The 18,266-nt window shown below is 68.0% G+C and carries 16 protein-coding genes; 3 read left to right on the forward strand and 13 right to left on the reverse strand.

The window, feature by feature from the left end; translation table 11 throughout:
• Positions 1-58 precede the first annotated feature (58 nt).
• The 12 genes from CV103_RS06715 to CV103_RS06770 all read right to left on the reverse strand — a co-directional run bounded on the left by CV103_RS06715 (position 59) and on the right by CV103_RS06770 (position 13,277).
• Positions 59-1,243: an FtsW/RodA/SpoVE family cell cycle protein gene (locus CV103_RS06715; RefSeq protein WP_107394401.1), complete on the reverse strand. Its 1,185-nt coding sequence runs from the start codon at positions 1,241-1,243 to the stop codon at positions 59-61.
• A complete protein-coding gene (murD, locus tag CV103_RS06720; protein WP_015457854.1) occupies positions 1,240-2,553 on the reverse strand; it encodes a UDP-N-acetylmuramoyl-L-alanine--D-glutamate ligase in 1,314 nt (437 codons plus the stop codon). The genes CV103_RS06715 and murD overlap by 4 nt, the downstream gene beginning before the upstream one ends.
• Positions 2,550-3,620 (reverse strand): phospho-N-acetylmuramoyl-pentapeptide-transferase, encoded by a 1,071-nt coding sequence (gene mraY, locus CV103_RS06725; protein WP_070934459.1) that lies wholly within the window; start codon positions 3,618-3,620, stop codon positions 2,550-2,552. Before mraY ends, murD begins: the two co-directional genes overlap by 4 nt.
• A complete protein-coding gene (locus CV103_RS06730) occupies positions 3,608-5,008 on the reverse strand; it encodes a UDP-N-acetylmuramoyl-tripeptide--D-alanyl-D-alanine ligase (RefSeq protein WP_107394402.1) in 1,401 nt (466 codons plus the stop codon). The genes mraY and CV103_RS06730 overlap by 13 nt, the downstream gene beginning before the upstream one ends.
• Positions 5,009-5,150: 142 nt before the next feature.
• A complete protein-coding gene (locus tag CV103_RS06735; RefSeq protein WP_015457857.1) occupies positions 5,151-6,566 on the reverse strand; it encodes a UDP-N-acetylmuramoyl-L-alanyl-D-glutamate--2,6-diaminopimelate ligase in 1,416 nt (471 codons plus the stop codon).
• Between the two features lie 2 nt (positions 6,567-6,568).
• Positions 6,569-8,215, reverse strand: coding sequence for a peptidoglycan D,D-transpeptidase FtsI family protein (locus tag CV103_RS06740; RefSeq protein WP_107394403.1), 1,647 nt, complete (start codon positions 8,213-8,215; stop codon positions 6,569-6,571).
• A gap of 50 nt (positions 8,216-8,265) precedes the next feature.
• Entirely contained in the window at positions 8,266-8,823 is a 558-nt protein-coding gene (locus tag CV103_RS06745; RefSeq protein WP_070934463.1) for a hypothetical protein, read from the reverse strand.
• On the reverse strand, positions 8,820-9,791 hold the full coding sequence (rsmH, locus tag CV103_RS06750; protein WP_107394404.1) for a 16S rRNA (cytosine(1402)-N(4))-methyltransferase RsmH: 972 nt from the start codon (positions 9,789-9,791) through the stop codon (positions 8,820-8,822). Before rsmH ends, CV103_RS06745 begins: the two co-directional genes overlap by 4 nt.
• Positions 9,788-10,252: a division/cell wall cluster transcriptional repressor MraZ gene (locus tag CV103_RS06755; protein ID WP_236626857.1), complete on the reverse strand. Its 465-nt coding sequence runs from the start codon at positions 10,250-10,252 to the stop codon at positions 9,788-9,790. Before CV103_RS06755 ends, rsmH begins: the two co-directional genes overlap by 4 nt.
• Before the next feature lie 255 nt (positions 10,253-10,507).
• On the reverse strand, positions 10,508-11,914 hold the full coding sequence (locus CV103_RS06760) for a hypothetical protein (RefSeq protein WP_107394405.1): 1,407 nt from the start codon (positions 11,912-11,914) through the stop codon (positions 10,508-10,510).
• Between the two features lie 11 nt (positions 11,915-11,925).
• Positions 11,926-12,192, reverse strand: coding sequence for a hypothetical protein (locus tag CV103_RS06765; protein ID WP_107394406.1), 267 nt, complete (start codon positions 12,190-12,192; stop codon positions 11,926-11,928).
• Between the two features lie 86 nt (positions 12,193-12,278).
• Positions 12,279-13,277 carry a cysteine synthase A gene (locus CV103_RS06770; protein ID WP_107394416.1) on the reverse strand — a complete coding sequence of 333 codons (999 nt, stop codon included), beginning with the start codon at positions 13,275-13,277 and terminating at the stop codon, positions 12,279-12,281.
• 386 nt (positions 13,278-13,663) lie between these two features.
• Between CV103_RS06770 and CV103_RS06780 the strand changes: the two genes are divergently transcribed.
• Entirely contained in the window at positions 13,664-14,050 is a 387-nt protein-coding gene (locus CV103_RS06780; protein ID WP_070934468.1) for a hypothetical protein, read from the forward strand.
• A gap of 117 nt (positions 14,051-14,167) precedes the next feature.
• Here CV103_RS06780 and CV103_RS06785 read toward each other — a convergent pair whose 3' ends face one another.
• On the reverse strand, positions 14,168-14,626 hold the full coding sequence (locus tag CV103_RS06785; protein ID WP_107394408.1) for a VOC family protein: 459 nt from the start codon (positions 14,624-14,626) through the stop codon (positions 14,168-14,170).
• A gap of 137 nt (positions 14,627-14,763) precedes the next feature.
• Here CV103_RS06785 and purL point away from each other — a divergent pair, with 137 nt between their 5' ends.
• Both purL and CV103_RS06795 read left to right on the forward strand, forming a co-directional pair.
• The gene (gene purL / locus CV103_RS06790) at positions 14,764-16,953 is read left to right on the forward strand and encodes a phosphoribosylformylglycinamidine synthase subunit PurL (protein ID WP_107394409.1); all 2,190 of its coding nucleotides are present in this window, start codon (positions 14,764-14,766) and stop codon (positions 16,951-16,953) included.
• A 288-nt stretch (positions 16,954-17,241) separates the two neighbouring features.
• Complete coding sequence (locus CV103_RS06795; RefSeq protein WP_245896694.1) at positions 17,242-18,231, forward strand: acyltransferase family protein; 990 nt, start codon at positions 17,242-17,244, stop codon at positions 18,229-18,231.
• Positions 18,232-18,266: the final 35 nt, after the last annotated feature.

An 18,266-nucleotide genomic window follows, 5' to 3' on the forward strand; every position in this document is an offset into this window, starting at 1 on the left:
GGCGAGAACATAATGGCGCGGTGCGATCACGGCCGGAGCCTCATTTCCCGCGTCCCCCTCACTTCCCGCTCCATGTGACGACATAGGGCGATCGGGTGAGGAAGGGATTGCGCCGGGTGAAGGCCAGCAGCAGGCCGAAGCCCATCGACACGGCCAGCAGCGAGGAACCGCCATAGCTGATGAACGGCAGCGTCATGCCCTTGGACGGAACGAGCTGCACGTTGACGGCCATGTTGATCACCGCCTGCAGCCCGAACTGGATGGCGAGGCCGGACGCGGCCAGCATGACGAACTGATCCTCCTCGTCCAGCAGCTTCAGGAACACGCGGACCATGATGGCGAGATAGATGATGGCGATGACGATGCACGAGATAAGGCCGAATTCTTCCCCGATCACCGAGAAGATATAGTCGTTATGCGCTTCCGGCAGGCGGAATTTCTGGACGCCGCCGCCCGGCCCCAGGCCGACGAGGCCGCCATTGGTGATCGTCGCGTAGCCGACGTCGACATGATAGGTGTCGCCCGATCCGGTGAGGAACTCGATCACGCGATCCCGGCCGTTCCGGTAGAAGACGAAGGCCAGCGCGAGCAGGCCGACGCCGGCCCCGCCGAGCGCCATGAGGAAGCGGGTCTGCACGCCCGATATCACGAGCAGCGCCGCCCAGACCGAGCAGAAGATCACCGTCTGCCCGAAATCGGGCTGCTTCATCAGCAGGGCGGCGATCACGGCGACGATCAGGCCGGTGAGCGGCACGACCGGCAGCCCCCTGTCGCGGGCGCGGAGCGAAAGCATCCAGGCCGTGGCGACGACGAAGAAGGGCTTGAGGAATTCGGACGGCTGGAAGCGGAAGGGGTCCACACCCAGCCAGCGCACCGCGCCGTTCACCTGGGTGCCGGCGATCGGAACCAGCGCCAGCAGCAGGCAGAACAGCACCGCCGCGCCGATCGAGAGGCGGCGGGCGCTGTCGCGCGGCAGCATCGACACCGCGATCATCAGCGGCACGCCCAGCATGATCCAGACGATCTGCCGCCAGAAATAATGCAGCGCGGGCAGCCCATCCTTGGCGGCGGCCGAAGGCGAGGCGGCGGCCACGGCGATCAGGCCGATGCCGATCAGCATCGCGACCAGCAGCAAAAGGACGCGGTCTATCTCCCAGAACCAGGTGGCATACCAGCTACGGTCGGCACGGCCCAGCCGCACGACCTGCGATGGCTTCTGGCGATAGACGGTCGATCCGGTCATGACGGCAGCGCCTCCACGGCGGCGCGGAAGGCATCGCCCCGCGCCTCGAAATCGCGGAACTGATCGAAGGATGCGCAGGCCGGCGACAGCATCACCACCTCGCCCGGCCGCGCGGCGGCGGCGGCATCGCGCACGGCCTGATCCAGCGTGCCGCTTTCCGTCACCGGCCTGCCGGCGGCGCCGAGGATGCGCGCGAACATCGGCCCGGCCTGGCCGATCGTGTAGCCGGCCGCGACATGATCGAAATAAGGCACGCAGGGATCGAGATCGTCGGCCTTGGGCAGGCCGCCCAATATCCAGTGGATCTTCGGATAGGCCGCCAGCGCAGGCGCTGTGGACGTGGCGTTGGTCGCCTTGCTGTCGTTCACGAACAGCACGCCGCCTTTCTCCGCCACGCGCTCCATGCGGTGCGGCAGGCCGGGATAGGTGGCGACGGCCTCGTCGATCACCTTGCCCGGCACGCCCAGCAGCAAGGCGGCATTGACCGCCGCGACGACATTCTGCGCGTTGTGCGGCCCCTGCAGCGCCGGCCAGCCGGACTGGTTGCCCACCATCGAGCGGCTGAACTGCCGCAGTTGCCCGCGCCCGAGCCGTTGGACCATGACGGCGATCGCCGCCGACGTCTCATCGTCGGTCGAAATCAGCGCATAGCCCCAATTCTGCTGCATCCCGAACAGGCGCGTCTTGGACGCCGCATAGCCTTCGAAATCGGGATAGCGATCGAGATGGTCGGGCGTCACGTTCAGCAGCACGGCGACGTCGCAGGCGAGGCTGTAGGTGAGATCGATCTGGTAGCTCGAAAGCTCCAGCACATAGACCCCGCCCGCCGGCAGCGGATCGCGGCTGAGGATCGGCAGGCCGATATTGCCGCCCATCAGCGTGGGAATGCCGGCCGCCTTCAGGATGTGGTGGATCAACGCGGTCGTGGTCGACTTGCCGTTGGTGCCGGTGATGCCGACGATCTTGTGGCCCGGCAGCGAGGCGCGCGCCTGGGCGAACAGCTCGATATCGCCGATCAGGGGAACATTGGCCTGCGCGGCCCTGGCCCGGATCGGATGGCGGATGATCGGCACGCCCGGCGACACCACCACGCCCGCGAAGCCCGCAAGGTCGATCACCAGCGGATCGGCGAAGGAAAGCCCGGCCTCGCCCGGATGGGCGGCCGCCAGCGCCTCGCGCGCGGCATCCCTGTCGTCCCAGGCGACGACTTCCGCACCGCTGGCCAGCAGCGCATCGACCGTGGCCAGCCCCGATCGCGCGAGGCCGAGGACGGCGTATTTCTTGCCGGAGAAGACGGGGCTGGTGATCATCTGAGCTTCAATGTCGCAAGGCCGGCCAGCGCCAGCACGAAGGAAATGATCCAGAAGCGGATCACCACGGTAGGCTCGGACCAGCCGAGCTGTTCGAAATGATGGTGGATCGGCGCCATCTTGAACACGCGCTTGCCGGTGCGCTTGTAATAATAGACCTGGACGATGACGGAGACGGCCTCGAGCACAAAGAGGCCGCCGACGATCGCCAGCACGATCTCGTGATGGGTGGCGACCGCGATCGCGCCGAGCGCGCCGCCGAGCGCGAGGCTGCCGGTATCGCCCATGAACACCGCGGCCGGCGGCGCGTTGAACCAGAGGAAGGCCAGCCCCGCGCCGATGATGCAGGCGGTGAGGATGATGAGGTCGCCCGCGCCTGGCACATGCGGGATGCCGAGATAATCCGCGAACTTCACGTTGCCGACGAGGTAGGCGATCACGAAGAAGGCGAGGCTGGCGATGATGACCGGCATGGTCGCCAGGCCGTCCAGCCCGTCCGTCAGGTTCACGGCATTGCCCGCGCCGACGATCACGAAGGCGGCGAACAGCACGTAGAACGGCCCGAGATCGATGACCGGGCCGTTATAGAAGGGCACATAAAGCTCGGTGCCGGTGCCGGAGACGATCAGCCAGCTCGCCAGCCCCGCGATGGCGAATTCGGCGAGCAGGCGCACCTTGCCGGAAACGCCCTTGTGGCTGCGCTTCTTCACCTTGTCGTAATCGTCGAGGAAGCCGATCAGCCCGAAGCCCACCGTCACGAAGATGCAGGCCCAGACATAACGGTTGGAAAGATCCATCCACAGGAACATGGATATCGCGATCGCGGTCAGGATCATCAGCCCGCCCATGGTGGGCGTGCCGACCTTGGCGAGGTGGGTCTGCGGGCCATCCGACCGAATCGGCTGCCCCTTGCCCTGCCGCACGCGCAGCCAGCCTATGAATTTCGGCCCGATGATGAGGCCGATCAGCAGCGCGGTGATCGCCGCCGATCCTGCGCGGAAAGTGAGATAGCGGATGAGGTTGAGAACGCCCGGAAATCCGAGCTGGTCGGCGATCAGGTAGAGCATGGCATGTTCCCGGCCGCGACCGCCCCGGACCCGAAATGATCGACGAGACGAGCGAGCCCGATGGCGTTGGACCCTTTAATCAGAACCGCGTCGCCGGCCTCGATCAGCCCGTCCAGGCGATCCAGCGCGGCGGCGGCGTCGGGCACATGCGCGAAATCGATCCGGCCCTCAAGCTCATTTGCGAGCGCGGCCATCTCCGGCCCGACAAGCAGAGCGAAATCGACGCCGGCCCGCACCAGCGGCTGGGCGAGGCTCGCGTGGAACAAAGGCGATTTCTCGCCAAGCTCGCGCATGTCGCCCAGCACGGCGATGCGGCGCTCGGCCGGCTCCTCGCCCAGAAGGGCGATGGTGGCCGCCATCGACGCCGGATTGGCGTTGTAGCTTTCGTCAATCACCAGCGCCTCGCCGCCCTCGACGGGCGCGATCACGCGGCGGCCGCGCCCGGCAAGGCCGGCCATGTCCGCCAGCGCCAGCCCCGCTGCCGCCAGATCGCCGTCCACGGCATGGACGGCCGCGATCACGGCCATGGCGTTCGACACCCAGTGATCGCCGGGAGGGGCAAGGGTGAAGGTCAGCTCCGCGCCGGGCAGCACGGCGGCGATCAGGGTGCCGCGCGGGCCGCGCACCGCTTCGCGCGCGCGGACATCGGCGCCCTCGCCCCGCCCGAAGGTCCAGATCCGTTCGGCAAAGGGCCGGGCGGCGGCGATCAGCCGGTCGCGATGCGGGCTGTCATAGGGGATGATGGCGGTGCCGCCGGGCTCCAGGCCCTGGAATATCTCCCCCTTGGCGTCGGCGATCGCCTCCTCGCTGGCGAAGAAGGCGCTGTGCGCGGGCGCGATGGCGGTGACGATGGCGACATGCGGGCGGACGATCCGGGTCAGCGCCGCCAGTTCGCCGGCCGCGCTCATCCCCATCTCGAAGATGCCGAAGCGGGTAGCGGCCGGCATGCGGGCGAGGCTGAGCGGCACGCCGACATGGTTGTTGTAGCTTTTGAGCGAGCGGTGGGCCCTGCCCGGCGCCGCGCGGTCCAACGCGGCGAACAGCGCCTCCTTGGTGCCCGTCTTGCCAACCGATCCGGTGACGCCGATGATCTTCGCCGCCGTCCGCGCCCGGGCGGCGCGACCGAGCGCGTCCAAGGCGGCCACCGTATCCGCGACGCGAACGTGCGGGCCATCCACCGGATCGCTGACGAGGGCACCGGCGGCACCGGCCGCGAAGGCGCCGTTCACGAAACGGTGGCCGTCGGTCGTCTCGCCCTTCATCGCCACGAACAGGTCGCCCGGCCCCACCTCACGGGAATCGAAGGCGACGCCATTGGCGGCGAAATCGCCGAACACCTCGCCATCGACGGCGGCGGCGATATCGAAGGCGGTCCAGAGCGGCGTCATAGCCCACTCCCTTTCAGGGGGAGGAGTTGGGGGTGGGTGGCGCCGGCTGCGAGAAGGGTGAGCGCGCGCCGATATGCACCGGACTCGCCCGCTCCCCGGCCCCCTCCCTTGAAAGAGAGGAGGAGCAAGGTCGCGTTCCCGCTCATGCCGCGCACTCCCGCGCGACCGTCACGTCGTCGAAGGGCAGCACCATATCGCCGACGATCTGGCCCTGCTCATGCCCCTTGCCGGCGATCAGCACGATATCGTCGGCACCCGCTTCCGCAATCGCCGCCGCGATCGCCTCGCGCCGGCCGCCGATCTCGATCGCGCCCGGCGCCCCGGCCAGCACGTCGCGACGGATCGCGGCAGGGTCCTCGCTGCGGGGATTGTCGTCCGTCACGATGACATGATCGGACAGGCGGACGGCGATGGCGCCCATTTCCGGCCGCTTGCCGGTATCGCGATCGCCGCCCGCGCCGAACACGGTGATCAGGCGGCCTTTCGCATGCGGCTTCAGCGCCTGGATCGCGGCCTCCAGCCCATCGGGCGTATGGGCGTAATCGACATAGACGGGCGCGCCGTTGCGGGCGATCACCGCCCGCTCCAGCCGCCCGCGCACCGGCTGGACGCGGGCGAGATCGGCAAGCGTCCGCTCAAGCTCGCCCCCGGTCGCCAGCACGAGGCCGAGCGCGGTGAGCGCATTGGCCGCCTGATAGGCGCCGATCAGCGGCAGGTTCACCTTGTGGCGGCGATCCTCGATCTCCAGCACCAGCGTCTGGCCGAGATGGGTGGGAATGCGCTCCGCCAGCCGGATCACCTCCCCCTTGTGGCCGACATCGATCACCTTGAGGCCGCGCTCGCGCGCGATCTCGATCACGCGGGCGGATGCGGGATCGTCCGCCCACACCACCGCCGTGCCGTTGGCGTCCACCACCTCGCTGAACAGGCGGAGCTTCGCCTCCAGATAGGCTTCCATGGTGTGATGATAATCGAGGTGGTCGCGGCTCAGGTTGGTGAAGGCGGCCGCCTGCACCGGCAGCCCTTCGGTGCGGAACTGGGCGAGCCCGTGGCTCGATGCCTCGAAGGCGACATGGGTCACGCCCTCGCGGCGGAGGCCGGCGACATTGGAGAGGAAGGTCGCGACATCGGGGGTGGTGAGGCCGGTCGAAACCTGATCCTCCGAAGTGGTGACGCCCAGCGTGCCGATCGAGGCGGCGTGATGGCCCGCCGCCCGCCACAATTGCCGGGTCAGCTCCACCGTGGAGGTCTTGCCGTTGGTGCCCGTCACCGCGACCACGGTTTCCGGGAAGGGAGCGAAGAATTTGGCGGCAAGCCGGGCGAAGGCGCGGCGCGGCTCCGCATCGGCGATATGGACGGCGCCCTCCACCGTCGCCTCCGGCCGCGCCACCACCGCTATGGCCCCGGCCGCGATCGCGGCCGGAATGAAATCCTCGCCATTGAAGCGCGTGCCGGTGAAGGCGCCGAACACCGTGCCGGGGGCCACCTTGCGATGATCGATCGCGAAGCCGGTGACCGTCAGGTCCTCATCTGCCCCGGTCAACGCGCCGAGCCGCATACTCACTTGCCTTTTTCAGGACGGACGTACTGAAGCACGCCGGTCAGATCCACATCGCGGCCCTCGTCCGGGGCAACCCCCAGCAGCGGGCCGATTCGCGCGACGACCTGCTTCACCACCGGCGCCACGTTCCAGCCGGCGGTGTGAAAGCCGTAGGTTTCCTTGGTCGCCTTCGGCTCGTCGAGCATCGCGATGACCACATAGCGGGGGTCGTCCATCGGGAAAACACCGGCGAAGGTGGTCACCACCGCGCCGTGGGTGTAGCGCCCGCCCTGGATCTTTTCCGCCGTGCCGGTCTTGCCGCCGACGCGATAGCCCGGCGCGTTGGCGTTCTTGCCGGTGCCGTTGGTGACGACGAGGCGCAGCAGCGCGCGCATCCTGTCCGACGTCTCCTCGGTGAACACGCGCCGGCCGGCCGGGACGGGATGGTGCGGCCCCGTCTTGATCAGCGTCGCCGGACGCCAGATGCCGCCGTTGAACAGGGTGGCATAGCCGGTAGCGAGGTGCAGCGGCGTCACCGCGATGCCGTGGCCGTAGCCCACCGTCATCGTCGCGATCTCACCCCAGTTGGCGCCCGGCGTCAGCGTGCGGCCGCGCTCGCCAAGCTCGATCGAGACCGGCTCCAGGAAGCCCATGCGCTTCAGGAAGGCGCGCTGCCGTTCGGCGCCCACCTCCATGGCGATCTGCGCGGTGCCGATGTTGGAGGATTCCTTCATGATCTCCGCCACGCTGCAGCGGCGGCCGAAGGGATGGGTATCGGTGATGGTGAAGCGGCCCGCCTTCAGCGCGCGCGGGCAATCATACATCTGGCCGAAGCTGGTGATGATGCCGCTGTCCATCGCCATGGCGACGGTGAAGGGCTTGAAGGTCGATCCAAGCTCATAGACGCCCAGCGTCGCGCGGTTGAAACCGGCCTCCGGCGATGCCTTGCCCGGCGCATTGGGATTGATTTCGGGCAGTGACGTGAGCGCCAGCACCTCGCTGGTCCGCACGTCCATCACGATGCCGGCAGCGCCGATCGCGCTGAAATGGGCCATCGCCTCGCCAAGCTGCGATTCCAGCGCCTGCTGCACGCGGGCGTCGATCGAAAGCTGGAGCGGCGCCATCCGCGTCGTCTCGCCGGTCAGCCGCGCATTATATTCGCGTTCCAGCCCGGCCGCGCCCGCCCCGTCGAGATTGGTGTAGCCGACGACATGGGCCGCCAGCGCGCCCTGCGGATAAAGCCGTTCCGGCTCCCGCCCCAGCGCGATGCCTGGCTCGCCGATCGCGTTCACCGCGCGCACCAGTTCCGGCAGCGCGCGGCGGCGCAGATAGACGAAGGACTTGCCCGAATTCAGGATCGCCAGATATTGCGCGGCCGTCCGTTCGGGCATCAGTTCTGCAAGCTGCACGGCGATCGCGCGGCGATCCCCCAATATCTTGTCCGGGTGCACGGCGATCGACCAGGCGTTGAACGTGCGCGCAAGCTGCATGCCGTTGCGATCGATGATGTCCCCCCGATCGGGGATCAGCCCGGCACCGCCGCCGCCCCGCCCGGCAGGTTCGGACGAAACCGCCATCCAGATCAGCTTCAGCACGATCAGCAATGTGACGAAGGCGAACGCCAGCAGCACCACCATCAGGCGGAAATGGGTGACGGCGACACCCATTTCGCGCTGATCGGCGATGCGGATTCTGTGAGGAGGGGCGGCGACCGCCGTCACTGGGCGCCCGGCGCCCGCTCGGTGCGGGCAATGCGGCCGATCTCGGCCAGCGCGTCCGCGCCCAGCAGATCCCCGCGCGCGGAAATCTTGCGTTCGAGCCCGGCGACGCGATCCGGCGCCGGCTTCATGTAGGTGGCGTGGCGCAGCATCGGCTCCTCGGTGCCGACGGCATCAGGCTCGGCCGGGGCGGAAGGCGCCACCGGAGCGACCGGCTTCGCCGCCGCCACCTGCACCAGCTTCGCCTCCATGGCGGGCTTGGCCGGCATGCCCAGGCTGGCGAGCTGCACCTCCCCGCCGATGAACTGCCGCGCCTCGGGCGCCTTCAGGGCCAGCGCCTGCGCGTTCCACCGTTCCATCTGGGCAAGGCTGCCGCGCGTGCCCAATTCCGTCTCCAGATCGCGGATGGCAACGCGGTTGGCCAGGATCGCCCGTTCCGTGCGGGCAAGCTCGGCCCGTTCGGCGGCGACGCCCTGCGTCACCATGTAGCATGCCAGCCCGGCCGTCGACGCTGCGGCGACCCACAGGACGGAACGAAAGCGCGCGGCGGCGATCATGACGGAACTCCTTTATACGATACAGGCCAGGCGGCGGCGGCGGTGCGACGGGCGACGCGCAGCGTGGCGGAACGGGCGCGGGGATTGCGGGCAAGCTCCGCCTCGCCGGCCCGCACCGGCTTGGCGACGGCCTCGAAACTCGGCGAAGGCCCGGCGGCGCCCGCATCGGGGCGGTGGCGCGAACCCGTGGGCATCGCGCCGGAACGTTCGCGCAGGAAGCGCTTGACGATCCGGTCCTCCAGCGAATGGAAGGACACGATCGCCAGCCGGCCGCCGGGGGCGAGCACGCGCTCGGCCGCCGCCAGCCCCTGCTCCAGCTCCTCCAGCTCGCGATTGACGTGGATGCGGATCGCCTGGAAGGTCCGGGTCGCCGGGTCCTTCTTCTCATGCGGCTTGTGACCCAGCGCGCGGCGCACCACCTCGGCCAGATCGGCCGTGCGGGTGATCGGCCGCGCCGCCACGATCGCGCGGGCGACGCGCCGTGCGCGCGGCTCCTCGCCCAGATGGTGCAGCACGTCGGCGATCTCCGCCTCGTCCGCATGGTTCACGAAATCGGCCGCGCTCTGCCCGTCCTGCTCCATCCGCATGTCGAGCGGGCCATCCGCCTGAAAGGAAAAGCCGCGTTCGGCCCGGTCGAGTTGCATGGACGAGACGCCGATATCGAGCGTCACGCCGTCGACCGGGCCGACCCCGCGCTCCGCCAAGGCTTCTTCCATGCGGGAGAAGCGCTCGGCGATCAGGTGCAGCCGGCCGTCATTGGCGGCGACCAGCGGCGCGCCTTCGGCAATCGCATCCGGATCGCGATCGAAGGCGTAGACGTCCGCGCCCGCGGCAAGCAGGGCGCGGCTGTAGCCGCCCGCGCCGAAGGTGCCGTCCACCATCACCTCGCCCGGGGCGGGGGCGAGGCCGGCGACGACTTCGGCGATCAGGACGGGATCGTGGCGCGGATCGGGGGCGGACTGGGTCATGCCTTCGCGCCCCTTTCCTTCAGCATAAATTCCAGCGCGCGCACGACGCGCGGCTTGTCCTGGCAATGCTCCAGGAACTTGTGCGGGTTCCAGATCTGGAAGGTGGCGCCGGCCCCCAGGAAGAAGGCCAGCCCCTCTATCTCCGCGATCGCGCGGAACATCGGCGAAAGCACCATGCGGCCGGCATCGTCGTAATTGGCCTGCAGATAGGCGCCGAACACGTCCATCTGCTCGAAATCCATGGCCGACATCCGGTCCATGCCGTCGCCGCGCGCATCGACGCGCTCGCCCACGAAGCTGTGCAGCTCCGGCGAATAAGCGGGGTCGAACGCCTGGAGGCAGGGCAGGCGCTCATGCTCGCCGAGCAGGATGAACTTTTCGGGCGACGGGAATTCGCCGGGCATCAGGGCGCGATGCGTGCGGCGATCGATGACGGTGCGGAAGGGGGCAGGGAGCGACACGCGGCCCTTCGCATCGACCGCGTTCAATGCACTACCGTGGAAAAAGTCCCTGATTTCCACGTCCCAAGACCCCACTGCGACGGAGCCAGGGACCATTCCCCGCACACGCCGTCGTCTCCTCCGGCGGGCGCTGGTCGCGAATAAGACGGAATCTCCCCCGCGCCCCGGAGTGCTCTGGGCGTATCAGGGGATCATATGGTTTTCAATACCACTGGATGGGAATCCTGTGGATTCTGATGGGTGATATCGGGGGCCTTATTCCCTCCGATGACGGAAATCCGCCACTGTTCTTTCTTTGTACCTGTGCATGGCCTGTGGATAAGTTTGTGAGGATTTCGTGACAACCGCTGCATGAATGCCACGCCGGCCCATCACGAGGCCAGCGGCAAGCAGCAGCAGGGAGGGCAGCAGCGCCAGCAGCCAATGCCGGTCGGGGCGCAGGGGCGACTCGATCCAGACCACGGAATCGCTGGGTTCAACCGGCTGGCCGTCCCCCAGATCGGCAAGGATCGCGGCGATCAGCGGGCCGTTGTCGGCGGTGCGGCGGAAGCGGCCGGTGCCATGCGATCCCATTCCCACCCACAGATCATCGTCCAGCAGATCGGCATCGGCGAGGATCACCGCCCTCCCCTGCCCGATCCGGCAATCGGCGGCGAGGCCGCCGGCGAGGATCGCGCAGGCGCCATCCGTCGAGGCGAGGCGGCCGGGGGCGCCGGGGCGCACGCGCCACACCGCGCCCGCCCATTCCACATCACGCAGCATCAGGGGATCGCCGCCGGCCGGCGACAGGGCGAGGCCCCAATGCGCGAGCAGCGGCAGCAACGGCGCCACGCCCGGCGGCCGCGCGGGATCGCCGGGGGGAAGCCGCGTGGGCCAGCGCACGTCGGGATCGGCAAGCAGCAGCATCCGCCCCCCGCGCCACACCCAATCGTCCAACGCCACCAATCCTTCCGCGTCGATGCGCGGCTGCACGGCCAGCAAGGGGCCGGGACCGGCAAGCGATCGCGGCCGCGCCGCCGCGAGAGGAAGGACATCGTGACGGGAGCGCAGGAGGAGCATGGCCGCGAGCGGACGCGACCGCCCGAGCGTTTCGGCCACGCCGCCTTCCGACCAGATAAGCGGCAGGCCGCTCAACAGATGCAACGGCGGCCGGCGGGCGGGCGGCGGCGGATCGAGGGGGCCGAGCGCCACCCGCTCATAGGCCGCGACGGCACCGGGCAGCAGCGCCAGCCCCAAGAGCAATGCGGCGGCGAGCAGGCGCCAACGCCGGCCGCCGGCCCAGCGGGCCAGGCGCAGGACCAGCTCGACGGCGGCCAGCAGCAGGATACTCGCGCCGAATATGCGCAGCGCCGCGATCGCGTCACCGGCCCCCTTGGCGGCCAGCCAAAGCGCCCCGCCCAACGTCGCGCCGGCCAGGCCCAGCGCCATCGCCGCAAGCCGGAAGCGCCACGGCCGGGCGGCAAGCAGGAGCGCGGCCACGGCAAGGAGCCAGGGCCGGCACGCCAGAAAGGGGGTCCAGTCGGCACGGTCATGGCCCGCGATCGCGATCGAAAGCAGGCCGGCCAGCGTTTCCGCGAAAGCATAGGCACCGGCCCAGCCGGCGACGGCGGGCCAGCGTCCGGAGATGCGGGCCGGCACGGCCCCGCCAGGCCCCGCCGCCATGTCAGGCGCGATCAGGGATGCGCCGCACCATCCGAAGGCGTCACATTGCCCTCGCCGGCTTCCGGCGCGGCGCCGGGGGCCACGCCGAGTTCGGCCAGCGGCTCCTTGGGCGGCCCCACCGGGGCGGCCGTGTTGGCAGTCTCTTCAATCACCACATTGCCCGTCGCGTCCGTCGAGACCGTCGGCTCGTCGCTGACCACCCCGAAGAAGGCCGCGGCGAACAATACGAGCACGAAGACGCCGGCAAGCCCGGTCAAACCGATGCGAACCCGCTGCATTCATTCCCTTCCACAAACGGAACCGAGGCGAACGCAATTCCACTTTGTGTAAAGCCTAACCCAGCCCGTCGCGCTTGTCGAACAGCTTATCGCACCAGCCACGGCGGCACCGTCAAGCCCTTCGCCGCCAGCCAATCCTGGTTGAAGAGCGTCGAAAGATAACGGAATCCCGAATCGCACAGGATGGTGACGATGGTGTGCCCAGGCCCCATCTGCTCGGCCAGGGCGATGGCACCGGCCACATTAATGCCGGATGAAAGGCCCACGCAAAGCCCTTCGTCCATCAGCAGGCGATGTACCTGCTCCAGCCCTTCCTCGTCGGAAATGCGGAACTGCGTATCCACCGGCGCGCCTTCGAGATTGGCGGTGATCCGCCCCTGGCCGATGCCCTCGGCGACGGACGATCCCTCCGCCTTCAGCTCGCCCGTCTCATAATAGCTGTAGAGCGCGGCGCCGTGCGGATCGCTGAGTGCGATCACGACATCCTCGTCGAACGCCTTCAGCCCCATGCCCACGCCGGCCAGCGTGCCGCCGGTGCCCACCGCGCAGGTGAAGCCGTGGACCCGGCCGCCCGTCTGCTCCCAGATCTCGGCGGCGGTGGTGCGGATATGCGCCATACGGTTGGCGATATTGTCGAACTGGTTGGCCCAGACCGCATTCTCCGTCTCCTCGGCGATCCGGCGCGAGGTGTGGACGAAATGGGCGGAGCTGGAATAAGGCGCGGCCGGCACCAGCACCAGCTCGGCCCCCAGCGCGCGCAGCGTGTCCTTCTTCTCCTGGCTCTGGGTCTCCGGCATCACGATGATCGTGCGATAGCCCTTGGCATTGCCGACCAGCGCCAGGCCGATGCCGGTATTGCCCGCCGTCCCTTCCACGATCACGCCGCCGGGCTTCAGCAGCCCCTGCTCCTCGGCATCCTGGACGATGAACAGCGCGGCGCGATCCTTCACCGATCCGCCGGGGTTCATGAATTCGCATTTGGCAAGGATGTCGCAGCCGGTGGCGGCGCTGGGGCCGTTCAGGCGGACGAGCGGGGTATTGCCGATCAGCGCGAGGGTGTTCGGCGCGGTGGGGGCTATGGCCATGACCGGCAGATAGCCGAGCCTTCGCGCGGCCGGCAAGCGGGCTTCTGTTTGTCCGGGATACAGCGAAGCTTCGGGCGGCATCCGCGAATCCCATCCGGCGGCGGGCCGCACCGTCAGTCCCATTATGAGGCATATCGTTGCGGCGATGCGGAACGGCTCGTCGTATCGGAAGCACCGCCTTCCGCCCCGGACCGGCGGCGCCATCACCGCGGCAATGGGCCAGGACCGCGGGATTCGAGATTTTCCGACGCTCTACCAAGATGTTGCGCCGAACCTTAAAACAGGACCGGATCGGCCCCTTGCGATGAAGGATTCTGCTGATAAGCTGCAGATGTAATAAATCTCAGGCTTGACGCGCGGTTGCAGCGCGTCAAAATCATCCCGCTATGCAAAAAGCCCCCCTGACGCTCGCGGCCGCGTCCCTCGCGGCCCTCCTCTCCCTTGCGGCCTGCAATACGGAACCGGAGACGGTCAACGCCGGCCCGGCCGATCCGGATGCCGCCAACCTGGCCGAGGCCCCGCCCGTGACGCTGCCGCCGGCGCTCAGCGCCAGCCGCACCTATCGCTGCAAGGACAACAGCCTCGCTTATGTCGATTTCTTCGCGGACGGCACCAGCGCCGATATCCGCGCGGAGAAGACCGGCCCCGCCACGCGCCTGACCGCGCCCGCCAAGGGCGAGCCCTTCGTCGCCGAAGGCTATAAGCTCACCGGCGACGGCACCAGCGTCACGCTCGAGCGGCCGGGCAAGGCCAGCCAGAGCTGCAAGGCCTGAACCCGATCCGCGCCCGCGCGGGCGCGCCTCCTTCCATCAGGCCCGCCGGACGGGCCATCCGAAAAGGCCGGCGGAGCGATCCGCCGGCCTTTTTCGTGAGGATTCGGCGGCCGCCGATCAGGCCTTGGCCGTCATCTCGTCCAGGCGGCGGCGGCATTCCTCGATCGAGACATCCTCGACATGGGTGGCGAGCGTCCACTGATGCCCGAACGGATCGGTCAACGTGCCCGCGCGATCGCCATAGAATTGATCGGCCACGGCGCGATCCTCCCTGCCGCCGGCCTCGATCGCCCTGGCGAAGGCCGCATCCACATCGGGCAAGTAGATCAGCAGGCTCACGGTCGTGCCGCCTCGCGACCTGGGGCCGAGATGGTCCATGTCCGGCCATTCGTCGGCCAACATGACATGCGAATCGCCGATCTTGATTTCGGCATGGCCGATGCGATCGCCCATCGGCATGCGCAGCACTTCCTCCGCGCCGAAAGCCTGCTTGTAGAATTCTATGGCAGCCGCCCCGTCATCGACGACCAGATAAGGTGTGACGCTGTGGTAGCCTGCGGGAATCGGATCGACCATGGCAACCTCCCATTTTCAGAACATAATAGGAACATAGGCACGATTCGCGGCCCAAGTCGAATCCGAATCCACGGAGGGAACGGATAAAAGCGACGGGTGGTTCAAACGGCGGCCAATATGCTCTAGAGGGCGCGCGCATGACCGAGATCACTCCCCAGATCGTCGCCGAGCACGGCCTCTCCCCCGAAGAATATGAGCGCGTCCTCGCCGCCCTCGGCCGCGAGCCCAATCTGACGGAGCTCGGCATCTTCTCGGTGATGTGGTCGGAGCACTGCTCCTACAAGTCCTCGCGCATCCACCTGAAGAAGCTGCCGACCAAGGCGCCCTGGGTGATCTGCGGCCCCGGCGAGAATGCCGGCGTCGTCGATATCGGCGACGGCCAGGCCGCCATCTTCAAGATGGAGAGCCACAACCACCCATCCTATATCGAGCCCTATCAGGGCGCGGCCACCGGCGTGGGCGGCATCCTGCGCGACGTGTTCACCATGGGCGCGCGGCCGGTCGCCAACATGAACGCGCTGCGCTTCGGCCGGCCGGACCATCCCAAGATGCGCCACCTGATCGCGGGCGTCGTCCACGGCATCGGCGGCTACGGCAATTGCGTGGGCGTGCCGACGGTGGGTGGCGAGGTGAATTTCCACCGCGCCTATGACGGCAACATCCTGGTCAATGCGATGACGGTGGGCGTCGCCGAGACCGACAAGATCTTCTATTCGGCGGCGTCGGGCGTCGGCAATCCGATCGTCTATGTCGGGTCCAAGACCGGGCGCGACGGCATCCACGGCGCCACCATGGCCTCGGCCGATTTCGGCGAGGATTCGGAGGAGAAGCGCCCGACCGTACAGGTCGGCGACCCCTTCACCGAAAAGCTGCTGATCGAAGCCTGCCTGGAACTGATGGCCTCGGACGCGATCGTCGCCATCCAGGACATGGGGGCTGCCGGCCTCACCTCCTCCTCGGTGGAGATGGCCTCCAAGGGCGGGGTCGGCCTGCTGCTCGACATGAACAAGGTGCCCCAGCGCGAAGAGGGCATGACCGCTTACGAGATGATGCTGTCGGAAAGCCAGGAGCGGATGCTCATGGTGCTGAAGCCCGGCAAGGAAGCCTTCGCCGAGGCGATCTTCCGCAAGTGGGAACTGGATTTCGCGGTGATCGGCGAAGTCACCGACACCGGCCGCATGATCCTCGTCCACAATGGCGAGACGGTGTGCGACATCCCGCTCGCCCCGCTGGCGGACGAGGCCCCGCTCTACGACCGCCCGTCGCTCAGCCGCGAGGACTATGCCGCCTGGGCGAAGGTGGAGCCGCTTGGCGATGTGCCCGAATCGGCCGATCTGGGCGCCGATCTCGTCACGCTGATGGCATCGCCCGATCTCGCCTCGCGCCGCTGGATCTGGGAGCAATATGACCACATGGTCGGCGCCGACACGGTGCAGCGCCCCGGCGGCGATTCCGCCGTCGTCCGCGTGCACGACACGGAGAAGGGCATCGCCATCTCCACCGACTGCACGCCGCGTTACTGCTATGCGGACCCCTATGAAGGCGGCAAGCAGGCGATCGCCGAATGCTATCGCAACCTCTCCGCGGTGGGCTCGCTGCCGCTAGCCGTCACCAACTGCCTGAATTTCGCCAATCCGCAGCGCCCGGAAATCATGGCGCAGTTCGTGGGCTGCCTGGACGGCATGGGCGAGGCCTGCCGCGAGCTCGCCTTCCCGATCGTGTCGGGCAACGTCTCGCTCTACAATGAGAGCAAGGCGACCGGGGGCGGCTCCGCCATCCTGCCGACGCCCGCGATCGGCGGCATCGGCCTGCTGTCCGACTGGTCGAAATCCGCCACCGTCGCCTTCAAGAACGAGGGCGACGGCATCTGGCTAATCGGCGGCAAGGGCAGCCATCTCGGCCAGTCCGTCTGGCTGCGCGAGATCCATGGCCGCGAGGCCGGGCCCGCGCCCACCGTCGATCTCGTCAAGGAAAAGGCGTCCGGCGATCTCGTCCGCAAGCTGATCGCCAACGGCACGGTGAGCGCCGTCCATGATCTTTCGGATGGTGGCCTGCTGGTCGCGGTGGCCGAAATGGCGCTGGCGGGCGGCATCGGCGCCAGCCTCGATCCGATCGCCTCGGCGGCGGAGGCCTTCGGCGAGGATCAGGGCCGCTATGTCGTGACGGCAGCGCCGGGCGTGGACGTGCCGGGCGCCGTGCGGATCGGCGCCGTCGGCGGCCACAGCGTGAAGGCGGGCGACGGCATCAACATCCAGCTCGCCGACCTGCGCAAGGCGCATGAAGGCTTCTTCCCCAAGCTGATGGGCGCCGACGCCGCGCTCGCCTGATGCCCGTGCCCTCCCGCGCCATCGTGACGCGGGAGGGCACGGGCCCGATACGCGGGCCGACGGCCGCCCACGCCCCCCATCCCTGGCCGATCCCTGGCCGATCCCTGGCGGGATTTTCCGCCGCCGGCTTTGGTGCTAACAGGATCCCGCGAATTTTAGCGGAGGATCGTTACCCGGCTGCGCGCATCCATTCTTCACGTCATATTTCCACAGGAACCGATGCACGCCCGCCGAGTTGCGCCATGTGATCGCCCCCACCACCGGGCCGATCGCGGGATGGACGGGGGTATGTCGATGGCGAATGCGAGCGGAACAGCCATATCGCGCTTCCTTGCGCTCGATAGCCTGCGCGGCATCTGCGCGAGCATGATCGTTCTCCTGCATTTCCACACGCCCGGCATCATCAGCAATTCGGCGCTGGTGAAGAACGGCTCGCTCTTCGTCGATTTCTTCTTCGTGTTGAGCGGCTTCGTCATTTCGGCCAGCTATGGCGACCGGATCACCAACGGCTTTTCCATAGGCAAGTTCATGGGGCTGCGCATGGGGCGGATCTATCCGCTCCACTTCTTCGTGCTGATGGTGTTCCTGGCATTCGAAATCGTCTTCGCCACCGGTGTGCTGGGCCAGGCGGACCGGCAGCCGTTCCAGGCGCCCAACGACATCCCATCGCTGCTCGCCAGCCTGTTCCTGGTGCAGACCTTCATCGGGCCGGACGGCACGGGCTGGAACGGCCCCTCCTGGAGCATCGCCGTGGAGATGTGGACCTATCTGATCTTCGCCTTCGTGTTCCGCTGGGCGCGGCCGATCCTGATCCCGCTCTGCCTCGTGCTCGCGGCGCTGTGCGGCATCTATCTGTTCAACCTCACCGATCGCTATCTGAACGTGTTCCACGATGGCGCGCTGGCGCGCTGCCTGTTCGGCTTCTCGCTGGGCGTGGTGGCCTTCCAGGCGCATAAATGGATCGCCGCCCGCAAGGAGCTTCCCGCCGCACTCGCCACCCTGCTGGAAATCGCCGCCATCGTCATCACGGTGCAGATCGTCAGCATTTCGGGCTCCAAGCCCCTGTCGCTGATCGTGCCGCCCATCTTCTTCGGGGTGGTCCTGCTCTTCTCGCTCCAGCGGGGCGCGGTGGCGAAGCTGCTGCTGAAGCCGCCCTTCCTGCTGATGGGCACACTTTCCTATTCGATCTACATGATCCACGGCTTCCTGGAATATCGCACCGTGAACGCGCTCGGCTGTAGCGCGACGATTACGGAGTCCGGTCGGCGTCAATTTTGATGGCCGATAGGTGGCCGCGCCGGTTGGTGAATTCT

It is taken from the genome of Edaphosphingomonas fennica (genome assembly GCF_003034225.1).
Classification (GTDB): domain Bacteria; phylum Pseudomonadota; class Alphaproteobacteria; order Sphingomonadales; family Sphingomonadaceae; genus Sphingomonas_E; species Sphingomonas_E fennica.